12 protein-coding genes are annotated in these 14,714 nt (G+C 57.3%); 7 read left to right on the top strand and 5 right to left on the bottom strand.

Annotation, left to right across the window (positions count from 1 at the left end):
• A partial coding sequence (locus JM664_RS05325) for a glycine cleavage system protein H (protein ID WP_227418886.1) occupies positions 1–445 on the top strand: 445 nt, incomplete at its 5' end.
• A gap of 9 nt (positions 446–454) precedes the next feature.
• Here JM664_RS05325 and JM664_RS05330 read toward each other — a convergent pair.
• Together JM664_RS05330 and JM664_RS05335 are read right to left on the bottom strand one after the other, a co-directional pair.
• Entirely contained in the window at positions 455–2,128 is a 1,674-nt protein-coding gene (locus JM664_RS05330) for a hypothetical protein (protein ID WP_227418887.1), read from the bottom strand.
• A 130-nt stretch (positions 2,129–2,258) separates the two neighbouring features.
• Positions 2,259–2,591 (bottom strand): hypothetical protein, encoded by a 333-nt coding sequence (locus tag JM664_RS05335; RefSeq protein WP_227418888.1) that lies wholly within the window; start codon positions 2,589–2,591, stop codon positions 2,259–2,261.
• A 577-nt stretch (positions 2,592–3,168) separates the two neighbouring features.
• On the opposite strand from JM664_RS05335, the gene JM664_RS05340 reads away from it, so the two are divergent.
• Positions 3,169–3,378 carry a hypothetical protein gene (locus tag JM664_RS05340; RefSeq protein ID WP_227418889.1) on the top strand — a complete coding sequence of 70 codons (210 nt, stop codon included), beginning with the start codon at positions 3,169–3,171 and terminating at the stop codon, positions 3,376–3,378.
• 55 nt (positions 3,379–3,433) lie between these two features.
• On the opposite strand, the gene JM664_RS05345 is transcribed toward JM664_RS05340, so the two are convergent.
• Together JM664_RS05345 and JM664_RS05350 are read right to left on the bottom strand one after the other, a co-directional pair.
• A complete protein-coding gene (locus JM664_RS05345) occupies positions 3,434–3,694 on the bottom strand; it encodes a hypothetical protein (RefSeq protein ID WP_227418890.1) in 261 nt (86 codons plus the stop codon).
• A gap of 33 nt (positions 3,695–3,727) precedes the next feature.
• Positions 3,728–4,645 carry an ArdC family protein gene (locus JM664_RS05350; RefSeq protein ID WP_227418944.1) on the bottom strand — a complete coding sequence of 306 codons (918 nt, stop codon included), beginning with the start codon at positions 4,643–4,645 and terminating at the stop codon, positions 3,728–3,730.
• 526 nt (positions 4,646–5,171) lie between these two features.
• On the opposite strand from JM664_RS05350, the gene JM664_RS18965 reads away from it, so the two are divergent.
• From JM664_RS18965 to JM664_RS05375, 5 genes are read left to right on the top strand one after another with little or no spacing between them, the layout of a single operon-like run.
• Positions 5,172–5,366 carry a ribbon-helix-helix domain-containing protein gene (locus JM664_RS18965; protein WP_227418891.1) on the top strand — a complete coding sequence of 65 codons (195 nt, stop codon included), beginning with the start codon at positions 5,172–5,174 and terminating at the stop codon, positions 5,364–5,366.
• Positions 5,363–7,108 (top strand): Eco57I restriction-modification methylase domain-containing protein, encoded by a 1,746-nt coding sequence (locus JM664_RS05360; protein ID WP_227418892.1) that lies wholly within the window; start codon positions 5,363–5,365, stop codon positions 7,106–7,108. The genes JM664_RS18965 and JM664_RS05360 overlap by 4 nt, the downstream gene beginning before the upstream one ends.
• Positions 7,105–10,218: an Eco57I restriction-modification methylase domain-containing protein gene (locus JM664_RS05365; RefSeq protein ID WP_227418893.1), complete on the top strand. Its 3,114-nt coding sequence runs from the start codon at positions 7,105–7,107 to the stop codon at positions 10,216–10,218. The genes JM664_RS05360 and JM664_RS05365 overlap by 4 nt, the downstream gene beginning before the upstream one ends.
• Positions 10,219–10,254: 36 nt before the next feature.
• The gene (locus JM664_RS05370; RefSeq protein ID WP_227418894.1) at positions 10,255–11,331 is read left to right on the top strand and encodes an SIR2 family protein; all 1,077 of its coding nucleotides are present in this window, start codon (positions 10,255–10,257) and stop codon (positions 11,329–11,331) included.
• Positions 11,331–13,034: an ATP-binding protein gene (locus JM664_RS05375; RefSeq protein WP_227418895.1), complete on the top strand. Its 1,704-nt coding sequence runs from the start codon at positions 11,331–11,333 to the stop codon at positions 13,032–13,034. The genes JM664_RS05370 and JM664_RS05375 overlap by 1 nt, the downstream gene beginning before the upstream one ends.
• Before the next feature lie 647 nt (positions 13,035–13,681).
• Here the strand turns inward: JM664_RS05375 and JM664_RS05380 are convergent.
• Entirely contained in the window at positions 13,682–14,596 is a 915-nt protein-coding gene (locus tag JM664_RS05380; RefSeq protein WP_227418896.1) for a hypothetical protein, read from the bottom strand.
• Positions 14,597–14,714: the final 118 nt, after the last annotated feature.

Below are 14,714 nucleotides of genomic sequence, written 5' to 3' on the forward strand. Positions count from 1 at the left end.
AGATGCGCTCGCCTCGCGAGTTCATCGCAGCTCAAACCGCAACCGCCTGAGTGTCCGGCGAAACGGGGGCAAGATCAGCCATGCACCGCAAGGGTACATCTGCCCCAGAATGCAAACCCTGCGCAGCCAGAAAGCCAGAGGCATCTCCGCTATGAGCGAGCGCATTTACATCACAGAAACCGGCGAGCGTGTGCGCGAACGCGACGGGCATATCGATGTTGGTCTGAGCGCCGAAGCTCAGGCGGCTCTCGGCGATTTGCTGCATTTCCAGCCGCCAAAGATCGGCGCGTGGATTAATGCAGGAGAACGGCTTTTCGTGATCGAAGGAACGCGGAGTGCAGCCGAGTTCTATGCGCCAGACAGTGGGCGGGTCGTTTCCTGCGCGGCGGCTAGTGCGGACATTGCGGGCTGGTTTGTCTTGATGAAGGTAGTGAGAACTTTCTAAATTATGAATTTACCATGATGGTTCTTCACCGCCCCAAGTGATAGCCACAGCACCATTGCGCCCATTACCGAGGGTCGTTTGCTCAGGTCCACTTATTGCCTCATATTCTGTACCGACCACCGAGTAGTTCAGATAGCCACCGCCACCACCGCCAGGGCGACCACTGCTATTCCCCGCCGGGCCATCGGTAGGGCCTCCAGCGCCCCCGCCATATCCGCCGCCGCCGCCGCCGGCCGCATGAGACGAGGCACTAGCACCGCCGCCGTCGCCGCCTGAGATCATGAAGTCCGGTACCCCAGTTCCGCCGCCGCCAGGATTACCGTAACCAGAGCCATCATGGCCGTCTTCCCCATGGCTTCCACCACTTCCGCCATAGGAAAGCCCAGCCCCACCAACATTATTTGCACCCCCTTTTCCCCCATCTTGATCCATCAAACCATCCGAGCCTGCGAGGACAAATACACCGCTGCTGTTGTTGCGGGGACCTCCATCTCCCACAATCATGGTACCGGATGTGTGTTCTCCTCTGCCGCCGCCGCCGCCGGCAACGGCAAGAAGCGTTTCGGTAGCGCCATTGTTAAATTTGATCGCACTGGCGCCGCCACCGCCAGCTTGCCCCCTATAAATCGTATCCCCGTAAAACGTCCCTCGAAGTGCTGCTGCTCCACCGCCCCCAATCACCGTTTTTAATGGCGTGACGGACCCGCCTTCGCCCACAAAAATGTCTATATCCCCAGCTTGGCCGGGTGTGTACGTGAACTTAACGCCTCCGCCTTTCCCATATACGTGTGGAGTCTCATCAGGCCTTCCGCCATTACCGCCGAGGACATAAATACTAAATTGGCAATCTTCTGCGCCTGTAGGAATCGTGAAGTTTGCACTACCAGGGGTCGTATACATTGCCGTACCGCTGCCGATTGGACACGCGTAGGACGGAGGCTCTTCACAGCTTGCGTATTCGAAGTTTGCGTCACCATCAAGCGTGCCATCATTACAGGTGCGGGACTGGCTGTTTCCAGCGCAATCGGTGTCCTCTTCGGCGCTGTAGAAGGTGTAGGAATCACCATGGTTCACGGTCTGGCCGTCCAGGGTGCAATTGGCGGGAGGCGCTGTATCGGTGCAGGCACAAGCCCGTCTAGCGGTGCCCGAAGATTGTGCGGATCTTGTTGCCACCGTCATACGGAAGCGGCTTGACAGGCTGCTGGAGTAACCACAACCAGCGGCAGTGAAGGAATAGGTGGAGACAGTGGTCCCGGTCGCGCCAAGTGCATAGAGAACAGCCACGCAATTTGCATTTGTTCCATCGCTTCCAGCGTAAGAGCGCGTCGCCTCGTCATAATACAGACTCTCTCCCGAACAGACTGCATCACAGGACTGACCATAGGCTCCGTAGAACCAGCGCTGGCCGCCTACCTCTTCCCCGTCACTCAAGCAGGACATGTCAGGAGCGCTACAGCTTGCGTACTGGAAGCTCGCGCTACCATCCAACGTACCATCGGTACAGGTGCGGGACTGGCTGATGCTTGCGCAATCCGCGTCCTCTTCGGCGCTGTAGAACGTGTAGCTTGCGCTGTGCGCGACAGTTTCGCCGTCGAGGGTGCAATCCGCGAAGACACATGAACCGCCGTCCAAATCCTCCCACACACCGCTTTGGCAGGACAGTCGAAAGGTATCGCCGCCCAACTCCGGCCCGCCGCTCCGCATGAAGGAGCCGGGATTATAACCGGCGCAGGAATCGCATGGCCGGGGCTCCTGTGCGGATACGAGGGCCACTGGCATTGCCACGAAGGCCGCAACAAGGAATGAAAAGAGGCTACTCCTCATTAACACCTCCCTCTACCAAATCCTTCGAAGCATCGTCAGCCCCCTTTTCTATTCGCGCCTTTACCCAATCCGGCCCGGTATCAGTCAAGGAACGCCCATACATGATCTCGTTCACGACATAGAGGCCGGTTTTGTCGATCATCACAGCGGACTGGCCATCAATGATGATAGTGACGGTGCCTTTTTCCTGATCGGTCAGTATTTGTGTCTTGTCTCCGGATCTCATATTGGGGGGTGAAGTCTTGCCTTGCTGCGCGCTGGCTGGAAGGTGTAAATGAAAAGCAAGTATCGTCGCAATGAGTAATAAATAGCGCTGGCGCATTATCGGAATCCCTTTTTTGTTTAATAAAAACGGTCACCAGATATCTCTGGCGACCGGGGATTCAGAACCGCTACATAGAAAGACGGCGCGACAGCCGTTATGACATGCGCCACTGGACATACGCTGCCGCTCCCCGGACACATTCCGAGAAGCGACATCTTCGATGTTCTTGCCTCATATACTGATTAAGACATCATCAATCACGGCTGATGCCAGCCGTCTATGTAAGAGGTTCTGACGCCCCGAGTCTGTTTTTTAAACAGACCTAATTAAGCGTATCTGCTTTTGTTATTAATTGTCAAATACTTGTATAGAAGGCGCGGTGGCTCGCCATTACAGGGTCGATGATTTATATCAGCGGCGACAAATCCTTCAATTTCCAGACATGCAATCAGTTCTTTTCGGGCAATTCCGTTTGGCCCATCCGGGGATGATGCCGGAACAAGGGCAGGCTTTGCCGTGCCCTGCTTCACTTTCGTTGCGCCCGAAGCCGGTGCTTCCGATCCCCTGAGATGCGCCTCCTGCCTCCGCCAGAAAGACCTGGATTGTCCGGGTCTCAATGGAAATGGAGGCCATCATGTCACCGATCTTCAATCATCACGCCCTGCACGGGCTGCCCACCAACGCACTCGAACATCTTCGCGAGACGCTGCGCCAAGCGCTCGGCAACGCTGATCTGCAAGAATGCGAGCGCGCAAACCTGCACGCCGCTCTGGCCAGCGTGGAGGCCGTGCTGCGCAAGCGCCAGGTGCCGCCAGCACCAAAACCGCGCGCCCCGTCGTTATGACGGGGCTCCTTGCCGATCCGCGTCCGCCCAAGCGGGCGCGGAAATTTTTCGGCTCTCAGAAAAAGCTGAGCTGCGCGCCGCTCCAGCCGGTGCGCTCCGCTTCATGCTCCAGCCATGCGGTGACGAATGCGACCGCGCCGCCGTGCTCGGCCACGGTTCCGGCGGGGATAAAGTGCGAACGATAGCCCGTCTCGGTGACTGGTAGCGGCGCGCGGCCTTCGCTCATGATCTCAATATGATCCACCAAGCCGAAATTCTCCGGCGTGAAGGTGATTCCCAGCGCGATGCCGCGCCATGTGATGTTGTACTGTTCCAAGTCTCTTGCCTCCCTCATGCGGGGAGCCGCCGCTTACGCGGCGACTCCTTCCTTGGCTCGGGGTTGCTCGTCCTCGATCATGGGCTGAAGACCATGCAGGAAATCGGCGGCGCGCTGCGCATGGGCGGCGGCGCTAAAGATTGCGCGCTTGTCTTCCTTCAAGACTTTCAGCCAACTTTGAATGTATGCGGCGTGATCGCTGCGCGGCTCCGGTGTCAGCTCCAGATCGGCGCAAAGAAATGCTGCGCCCAGCTCGGCGACCAGCTCTTCGCGGGCATAGCCTTCATCGCCCCAGCGCTTGCGCCCCAAATCACGATCAAGGCGGCTCTTGTGCTTCGTCCAGTGGGTCAGCTCATGGGCAAGGGTTGCATAGTAGGCCTCTGGGCTGCGGAACGTCTCAAAGGCTGGCATCTGCACATGATCGCTGCCGCCGCTATAATGCGCGCTATTCCCGCCATGGCGAATGTCCGCGCGGGTGGCGGCAAAGAACCCGTCCGCATGCTCGATGCGCAAGGCCGGACCAATGATCGGCTCGGGCTTGGTGTAGTAGTGTTCGGGCAAACCTTCGATCTGCTCGACGTTGAAAACGCTATAGCCCTTCATGAAGGGGATTTTGCGCTCTTCCTCGCTGCCATCGTCCTGTTCTTCCGTCTTGGTGATGGTGTTTGCGTACATGACCAGGTTGCCGCGCTCGCCCTTCTTCACATGCGCGCCCAGCTCCTTGGCTTGGCGGAATGTCATCCAGTATGGGGAGAGATAACCGGCCTCAACGCTCGCGCCCCACAGCATCAGGATGTTGATCCCGTTATAGGGCATGCCGTTATGCCGTAGCGGCTTGGTGATCTTGCCTTCCAGATTGCCAGCGCTCCACGGCTTGAGCCAGCTCAGCTCGCCCTGCTCCAGATCAGCAATAATCTTGTCGGTTACTTTCTGATAAATGTCGGTTTTCATTTCCTTTTCTCCTGTTATCGGTTGCGCATGCAACCGATCTGCCCCTCTGGCGAAGAGAGGGGGGAGACCGTCCAGACCGAAGGGCATGGGGTGGTGCGGGCGCAGCCGAGAGGCGAGCCACGGCCCATGACTTTCGCCCGAAGCCATAGCGAAGGGCTTGGTCTTGACGGTTGATGGGGCGATCAGCCCCTGGAAACGAAGAAAGATGCTCGCGCGGGTGCCGAAGCGCCTGCGCCCTGCCTCAAGGGCAGCGCCGCTGCCCGCCACCTGCGCAAGGGATTGAAGCCCGAAGGGCCGAGACTACAGGCTCGGTTCACGACAGCCCGGCCCGTGAGGGTGCGTCTCAGTTCGCTCTGGCCTCGGGGTTCCTTCTGCATTATGTTCTTGTTATGTTCCGGATAACTCACAACGATGCCTGCCTGCCCCAACTGCAACACCAGAAATTTAAGAAAGATGAATGCGCCGAATCCTGCTTACAGTGTGCACCACAGTGGTGTAAGCCGGTGCAAACAGGGAATCGCACGCTATGCCTTCAGCCGCCAAAAGGAGCACGCCTAAAGCGTCGCATCGCCTATCGGTCAGCCTAACTGAAGACCAGCATGCGGAACTTGTTGAAATTGCAGAAAAGAACAAGGTGTCCGTGGCCTGGGTGGTCCGTGAGGCTATCGAGCGCCTGCTTCAAGACGAACAGCCGTTGTTCCATGTGAGGCAAGAGCCATGAACAGGCACGTGAGCGGCATAGCGCTTGATGGCGCGCAAGAGCGGACACATAGCGGACGTTTCACGGCACTCGACGCCGACAAGCTGCGCGGCGGCTACTATACCTCCTCGGAGCTAGCGCGCTGGCTCTGCGCCTGGGCAATCCGGGATGCGGATGAGCTGGTGCTAGAGCCGAGCTGCGGTGATGGCGCATTTCTTGAAGCGGCCAGCGCGCGGCTTGAAGGGTTGGGCGCACACGGCCCCGCCCGTGCAAACCATCTGCGCGGGATCGAGATTAATCCCGATGAGGCCGATAAAGCCCGCCTGCGCCTCAGGGATGGCTTAGGTATGCGCGCCGCCGATGTTGTCGTGAACAGCGATTTTTTTGCGTGGTGGAGCCGCCCCGAGCGTCCGGAATTCGATGTGGTGATCGGCAACCCGCCCTTCATCCGTTATCAGAGCTTTCCCGAGCCCCATCGCAGCCGCGCGATGGATATCATGCATCAGCAGGGGCTCTGGCCCAACCGCCTGACAAATATATGGGTGCCGTTTGTTGTTGCTGCGGCGGCGGCGCTTAAGGCAGGCGGGCGCATGGCGCTTGTCCTTCCTGCCGAGCTTTTGCAGGTAAGTTATGCGGCGCAGTTGCGGTCATTTTTGACAGACCGGTTTGGCCGCGTCGATCTGATCGCCTGCAACGAGCTGTTCTTTGAAAAGGCTGAGCAGGAAGTGTTGCTTCTGCTGGCCGAAGAAGCGCGGCCTGCACCTTCGGCCAGCAATCCGTGCAAGGTCAATTTGACGGAGAGCGATTTAGTCGCAGATATCGTCAAGCGCACGCCTCGCGAGGTGCTGCGCGGCGCGTCCCCCAAAACGGTCTGCCATGACAGCGAGAAATGGCTAAAATACTTCCTGAACGCTGACGAGATTTCCTTCATGCGCGCGCTGCGCGCCGGTGAGACCACAACCGAGCTGGGCAGCTATGCTTCGGTCAATGTCGGTGTGGTCACCGGCAAGAACCAGTTTTTTGTGCTGCGCGAAAGCGAGGTCGAACAGCTTGGCCTTCAAGGCTATACCATGCCGCTTATGGCACGCTCCGCCCACCTGGAAGGCGCATTGGTCGATAAGGCAGGCTGGCGCACGCTGGCCGATGAGGATCAACGGGTGCATCTTCTGCATCTGGCCCCGATCAACGGCACAAAGCCTAAAGGCGCGCTTGCCAGCTATATCCGGCTTGGCGAAGCTCAAGACGTGCATAAGGGCTATAAGTGCTCTGTGCGCACACCTTGGTATGCCGTGCCTTCGGTCTATGTGCCCGATGCATTTGTCTTCCGCCAGATTTATGACTTCCCTCGCATTGTTTTTAATGATGCCGGAGCGACGGCCACCGATACCATACACCGCATGCGCAGCCGTGGCGCGGATCCGCGCGCCATTGTCGCCAATAGCTATAGCTATCTGAGCGCCGCCTCGGCAGAGATCGTAGGACGCAGCTATGGCGGCGGCGTGCTGGAGCTGGAACCGACAGAAGCAGAAAAGCTTCTGATGCCTGCTACGCTGGGCGATGCCCTGCCGCTCGAAGAGTGCGATGCGATGATCCGCGCCGGGCGGCTTGAGAGCGCCCTTGACGAGAACAGCCGTCGCATCCTGATTGAAGGAATGGGGCTTTCGAAGGCAGAGTGCACGATGCTGCGGGGCATCTGGGAGAAGATGCGAAACCGGCGTCTGGCGCGCCGCCGTGCCGGAAAGAAACCGCGGGGCCAGGGATGAGTGATGAGGCGCAAGCCGGAACCATAGCTCTCGCCGCTGTTGATGGTGATGAGGCGAAAGAACATGCCCGCGCCCTCATAGCTGAGCTTGTCGAGCGCTTCCGCCGCAACGAAGCTGATTGCCGCGATGCTGGGTACAACGAAACTCAGGCTCGCACTGAGTTCATAACCCCGCTACTTGAAGCCTTGGGATGGGATGTTCACAACCGGCGCGCCCTGCCGCTGATCTACCGTGAGGTTATCGAAGAGGCGACCGTCGAAGTTGGGGAAGAGCGGCTGTCCAAGCGGCCAGATTATGAGCTTCGACTTGCGCGCCAGCGCAAGATTTTCATTGAGGCGAAGAAGCCAAGCGTCCGAATTGATCGTGATCGCGCCCCTGCGTTTCAGACGCGGCGCTACGGGTATTCGGCCAGCTTGCCGATCTCGGTTGTTACCAATTTTCATCAACTCGCCATTTATGATTGTAAATCGGTGCCGGTCGAGACCGACGAGGCGCATGTCGCGAGACTGCATCTGTTCGGCTATGAGGAATTCGAGGCACGGTTTGACGAGCTATGGTCACTGCTTTCGCAAGAAAGCGTTCTTTCGGGCGCGTTCGACCGGCGCTTTGCCATTGATACGACGCGCCATGGCGCGCAGCAATTTGATGATTTCTTTCTGAATCAAGTCCGTGACTGGCGCGCCCGCCTCGCCGCCGATATCCACGAGAACACGCCCGGCCTCAGCTCCGAAGAGCTGACCTACGGGGTTCAACTTTTTCTCTCGCGCATAGTCTTTCTGCGGATTTGCGAAGATCGCGAGATCGAGAAATACGAAACGCTCAAGAATCTTGATGGCAACGCCACCTTTGATGCCCTCATGGATGTCCTGCGCCGTGCGGATGAATTTTACGATTCCGGGCTGTTCCGCCTGATCGATGATGATCCGCTCGGCATTCGGATCAGTGACGATGTGCTGCAAGGCATCATTGCCGAGTTGTATTATCCGCTCAGCCCCTACACCTTCGCCGTGGTCGAAACCGAGGTGCTAGGGGAAATCTATGAGCAATTCCTCGGTGAAGTGATCGTGGTGGAGGATGGTGCTGTCACCATCACCAGCAAGCCGGAGATTCGCGAAAGCGGGGGCGTTGTGCCCACTCCGAGCTTCATCGCTGATGCTATTGTTGCCCGCACTCTCGACCCGCTCCTTGCTGGTCGCTCCCCACAAGAACTTTCGGCCTTCACTCTGGCCGATACGTGCTGCGGTTCCGGCATCTTTTTGCTCTCGGCCTATGACTTCCTGCTCGGTCACTATCTGGATTGGTATGTGGCGGACGGTACGGAGAAGCATGCAGGCACCGCGATTTATCAGGCCGGTGAGAACATCTGGCGGCTGACTTTCGATGAGAAGCGCCGCATCCTGCTAGCGCATCTGCGCGGCGTCGATATCGATCCCAACGCCGTCGAAGTGGCGCAGTTCAGCTTGCTGCTCAAGCTCATTGAGGATGAAAGCGAGGCAGCGCTCAAGGATTATGTGCGACGGAAGAAGCACGCCGCGCTTCCGGAACTCGATGGCCATATTCGCTGCGGCAACTCTCTTGTGAGCACCCAGGAATGGGAAGCCGCATGCGGGCCGCTGCCAGCGGCACTGCATGATGCGATCAATCCATTTCGTTGGGAAGACGAGTTTGCTGACGAAATGGCCGCTGGCGGCTTTGACGTGGTGGTGGGCAACCCGCCCTATATCCGCATTCAGAACATGGTGACCTACTCGCCGGAAGAGGCAGCTTTTTACCATGCGGCGGGCTCGCCCTACAGCACGGCACGGCAGGACAATTTCGACAAATACGCCTTGTTCATCGAGCGCTCGCTGGCGCTGGTCAAAGATCAGGGCCGCGTCGGCGTTATAGTTCCCAACAAATTCATGACGATACGATCCGGGCGGGCGCTGCGCGGCCTTCTGACCCGCGCGCCGGTTTTGGAAGAGATCGTGAATTTCGGGGTGAAGCCCGTCTTTGGACAAGGCACGTCCAACTATACCTGCATTCTCGTCATGGATCGCATTGGCTGTGAGACGGTCCGTGTGGAGGAAGCCGGGCCGCTGGAGGAGTGGCGCTATGGCCGGACGGGTGTGATCTCGACCATTCCCGCCGCAGAGCTGAGTGACGAGGCTTGGACATCCGGCCAGGAGGATGTGCGGGCGCTCTTCGCGCGGATCAAAGGCGAAGTGCCGGGCAGACTGGACACGCTGGCAAATATTGAGGTGGGCGTTCAGACCAGCGCTGATGAGATTTATTTCCTGCGCCCCACACGCTCTGATGATGAGTATATCTGGATAGAGTGGAACGAGCGCGAATGGCAGATCGAGCGTGGCATCCTTCGCCCTTGCCTTCATGATGCACGGCTCGAAGCTTTTGGCCAACCGGTGGCCAACGCTTGGATGATCTTCCCTTACGAGTTGGTGACCACGCCAAAAGGCAAGCTGCGCGCCCGGCTGTTGCAGCCCGATGAAATGGCAGCCGATTACCCGCATTGCCTGGAATATCTGAGCGCGCGGCGCGAAACCCTCGAAGGCCGCAATGTTGTCGGCGGCGCGGCGGACGAGCGGCAATTCTATCAGTATGGGCGCTCGCAAAGCCTGACGAAGTTCGACAGCCCGAAAATCATCCTGCCCGTTCTCTCACGCGAGCCGCGCTACGCTTATGATGAAACGAACACGATTATCACCGGTGGCGGTAACGGCCCGTATTACATGATCCGTGCGAAGGATGATGCGCCGGTCTCGACGCTCTATCTGCTAGCTGTTCTAAACCACCCGCTTTGTGAGGCGATGATCCGCACGAATACCAGTGTATTCAGGGGTGGGTATTATTCCCACGGCAAGCAATTTATTAAAGACTTGCCGATCCCCGTTCCTCAGGATCAGGCAGCCAAGGCCGCTATCGAACAACAAGCCGAAAGAGTGGTGAGCGCGCTCAGAGCATTGAATGCGGCGCGCACTCCCCATGAACGGACACGGCGCGAGCGCGCGGCCAATGATGCACGGGCGCAGCTACAGCGCCAGGTGAGCGCAGCGTTCGGCCTGTCAGACGATGATGCAGAAATTATTGAATCCGTACCGGTGCCCTCATGAGCGATGTAACGGCGGCACAAAATTGGGGGGCACAATATGAGCAGCGATGTACGTGAACAAATCACAGAATGGCTCACCGGCAACGACACCTGCTTTCTGATCGGAGCAGGTTGCAGCGCTTGTGCGAGCAAGCCTTTGATTGGCAAGCTCACCGAAAACGTCCTGAACGGGTTGGATCAGAAACTACTTGATCAATTCGACGCATTGAAACCGCTGTCTGATCGCCCTCCGACAATCGAAGATTTGATCAATTATCTGGTCCGCTATCGTGAAATTCTGAGCACGATCACAACCGCCGACGCGCACAGCCTTACCGTCGATGAAATCGATGAATGGCTCACCGAAATCAAGAAGCGCATCGTGAGCGAAGTCGCGGATGATTGGCAGGCGTGCGATTATCACGAGCGTTTCTTGCAACGACTGCGCGGCGCTCGTGAGCGCGGTCCTCGCGACATATTCAGTTTGAATTACGATACGTTGCTGGAAGCGAGTCTGGATTCTCTCCGGCTGCCATACGCTGATGGCTTTCGCGGTACCAATCGAGCTTGGTTCGATCCGGAAACTTTTGATGAGGCCGGGCCGGGAATAGCCTACCGAATTCATAAGCTCCACGGCTCCATCAACTGGACGCGTGACGCGGACGGACATGTCAGGCGGGGACGCAATGCAAACGAAGACGCTGCCGATGAGCCGGTAGTAGTTTATCCGTCGGAGCAGAAATATCTGCAAACCCAGTACGGGGTCTATGAAACCCTGATTGGCCGGTTTCGGAAACGCCTCCGGCGGACCGGTGTCAACAATCACTTGGTCGTCTTGGGGTACAGCTTCAATGATGAACATATCAATGAAGCCATTTGCGATGCGATAAACTCTCCGCAAAGCAATCTCACCGTCATCGCCTTCGTAGGGCCAGAACAGGATCGTGATAGGCAGGACCAGCGCTTGCAAGCGCTCTGTGACCGCTGTGATTCTCGCTTTAGCGTCTTTGTGGGCGGCAAGGACAATGGCGGATTTATCGGGCATGCCCTCGATGTGGAATCGTCCCTCGGCGTCTTGGAAGCCGATCTTTGGAGATTTGAAAATCTGGTTTCTTATATTGCCGGGGGGAACTGATGAGCGATCCAATTCTGAAAATCGGGCGCGTGGTGGAGGTTTCCGGTTCCAAGCTGATCGGCGAGCTTGAAGGAACGGTAGAAGACCTGCACCGGACCTATAAGAGCCGCCGATATGCAGTTGGCCAGGTCGGCTCCATTGTAAAGATCGAAGCGGGCGACAAACTTGTTTTCGGCGTGGTGACGGCACTTCGGATGACCGAAACCATGCTTGAAGGCGGGGCTGGCGTTACCGGTCGCGACGCACCGGCTGACGGCGCATCAGACGCAAAGTGGTTGGAAATCGAGCTGTTCGGCGAAGCTGTACGAACCGGCCTCGGCGAAAGCGAGTTTGTATTTCAGCGCGGTGTGGTGACCTACCCGCTACCGGGACAGGGCATATTCGTGGCAAGCGTCGTTGAGCTTCAACGAATCTACAATCGTCCCGACAAGCCGAGCGTCCATGTTGGAACGCTTTCGCAAGCCGCATCCCTGCCGGTATATTTGCTGACCGACGAGTTGCTGGGTAAGCACTTTGCTATCCTGGGCACTACCGGATCAGGAAAGTCCTGTTCGGTCACGGTATTGCTACGCTCCATCCTGGAAGTTGCGCCGCGCTCCCACGTAATATTGCTTGATCCGCACAATGAGTATCGGCGCGCATTTCCAGATCTTGCAGAGGTAATTGATCCAACCACGCTGAATCTGCCGCACTGGCTCCTGAACTTTGAAGAAAGCGTCGAGCTGTTTATTGGCAAGACGGAGCATGTCGCTACCAGTCAGACCAACATCCTCAAGGATGCCATCTTGGCAGCGCGGCGCGATTTCGGAGCGGAAGGTATTCCAACGGAGAAAATCACGGTCGATACCCCGGTGCCATACCGTCTTGGTGATATGTTGGCACATATCGATGCAGCGATGCCGACGCAGGCTTCGAAGCAGGATTCGTATCTCAAGATCAAGAATAAGGCCGAGACGCTGCAACAGGACAGCCGCTTTGGTTTTATGATGCGTCCTGATGCAACCGTGGGCGATCAGCTTGCCGAGATCGTCAGTCAGTATCTGCGCATACCGGTAGGCGACAAACCGCTATCCATCATCGATCTGTCAGGGGTTCCATCCGATGTTGTTGATGTGGTCGTCTCCGTGCTCTGCCGCATGATCTTCGACTTCGCGATATGGAGCCCCCGCCCGGTACAGGTGCCGGTGGTATTGATCTGTGAAGAGGCGCATCGCTATGCGCCTAGGCGCGACGATGCCGCGTTCCAGCCGACCAAACAGGCACTGTCACGGATCGCAAAGGAAGGACGAAAATACGGTGTTGGGCTGGGATTGATCTCGCAGCGCCCCTCTGAGCTGGCCGAGTCGATCCTTTCACAGTGCAACACGTTGATTGCGCTGCGCATGAGCAACGAACAGGATCAGAATTTCGTCCAGCGCGCGCTGCCCGATTCAGTGCGCAGCCTCGTGAGCATCTTGCCGACCCTGCGCACGCAAGAAGCCCTGGTCGTCGGTGAAGGCACCGTCGTGCCTGTTCGGCTGCGCTTCAACGATCTCGACAAAGCCCATATGCCGCAAAGCGCCGATGTGCCGTTCGCAACGCTATGGGAGACCGACTGCGCAGATACAGACTATGTGATGAACGTGGTGCGGCGGTGGCGGATGCAAGAGCGACCGCCATTGCTCGCGAATGCGGAGCAAACTGCCGAGGGCGATGGCACGTAGCTACCTGCCGGATCAAGGCGGCTCAGCCAAATCGTCAGGTTCAGCGCCGATATGGTGACGGTATCCAACCGGCGGGGTTGGTCTGGGTTCCATAGGGGCAGGAACGCCCCTTGGTCGATGGGAAGGTTCCAAGGTAAGGGCAGCAATGAAATGCTCCCTTCCTGGTCTCCATGAAATGGTCGTGGGGGTATCGGGGGTAGCGCAGAATGCTCCCCTGATTGGTGATCGGAGGGGCAGCCGTTCGTGCATGGTTCGGTGCAGGTGGAGAGGCACGTCTCCAAGCCCTGCGAGTGGGTTCAGGGGGCGCGATAGCCTCCGATCCTGCTGAAGGCATCGATGGGTGCAGGGAGAGCGAAGTCTCCCGCGAGTGTTTGACCGGCGATACGGTCTGATGGCTCTGGAATGGGCTCAATGCCCTGAAAGAGCCACGGGCCTGGGGGATGCAACGGGGGCGCGCAGCGAGCCCCCTTGCCAAGCAGCGTGGTAGTACCACGCACAGCTTGCGTTCGCTCTTATTCTGCCGTTTGCTCGTCCATGGTCGTTTCGTAGTACCATCACCAGCGTCTCGCCCAAGGTTTGAACTTCGATTGCCTCGTGGAACCCATCGGTGACATTAGGCTCGCGGCACATTAGTGTGCCTTATGCTCTCATTTATCACGGCTCATTATTTGCCGGTATTTTTCAACCAGCTCCCAATCGTGGAGGTAATCCCCATGACTTGAACCGTTCAAAATCCACTCTCTCAACTGGTCAAAAAAAGGCTTCTTCTCCAACTGGACAAGAACAAGCATCACGGCACGGGTAGTGCAGTTGAACCAGTACCGTTCTTTTTCCTCTTGCGTTGCGAAATGAAGGTTTCTATGATCCTCGTAATCCTTATCACTATCCATATAGACAGTCGAATTTATCAGACACCTATAATGCGCAATATGCGAGTTTCTTGCTGAGGAATGATAGCCACGAAATCGGCCATATCTTTCCTGCATCTTTTGAAGGACTACGGGAACGTGAACCGCGTCGATTGATCGACCACCCCTCACAGCTTTGTAGTTTTCGAAATCGATATTCCCGGATGATACGGACCGGACCACCTTCCACTGTCCTTCAACGTAATCGGAGATTGTTTCATTCGCCATGCTCGCGATTAATTCATCCCTGAATTCAGAATCCTGCGCCCTCAGAAACCGTCCCAATCCGCCGCTTCCTTTCATTACCTCTCGCCAACCCCCGTTTGCCAGTTTTTTATTATAGCGGGACTTAGCCCAATAAGACATGGCCAAGACTTTTATAGATACTTTTGCGATGAGTGCGTGACAGGCTTGCCTGGAGATACTTTCTCGGCCCCGGTCGCTAAGCTTGAGGTTGCCGTCAAGCATGCTGTTCATCTTCGACAGCGCTGCATCCAAGTCGCCACCGGGCTTCGCAAGTGTCTCGGGGATGGACGAATAGATATCTCCGCGCAGCCAGCAATATAGAATATGCGCGAAGGCGACTTCGGATATGCGAAGGTTTGGCAAGAACCGGTTCTGCGAGCTTTTTTTCGCTGCCTGCATACCGCTCACGCTCCTCCCCTGGCCGTCAACTTGACAAGCTCGATGGTGCCCGCGTGACAAGAAAGGCACCTGCTCCTACCTTCAAGTCATAGCCGCTGAACACCTAGCAAAGCCTGCGGCTTCAAAA

Source organism: Roseitranquillus sediminis (genome assembly GCF_016918935.1).
GTDB lineage: Bacteria > Pseudomonadota > Alphaproteobacteria > Rhodobacterales > Rhodobacteraceae > Roseitranquillus > Roseitranquillus sediminis.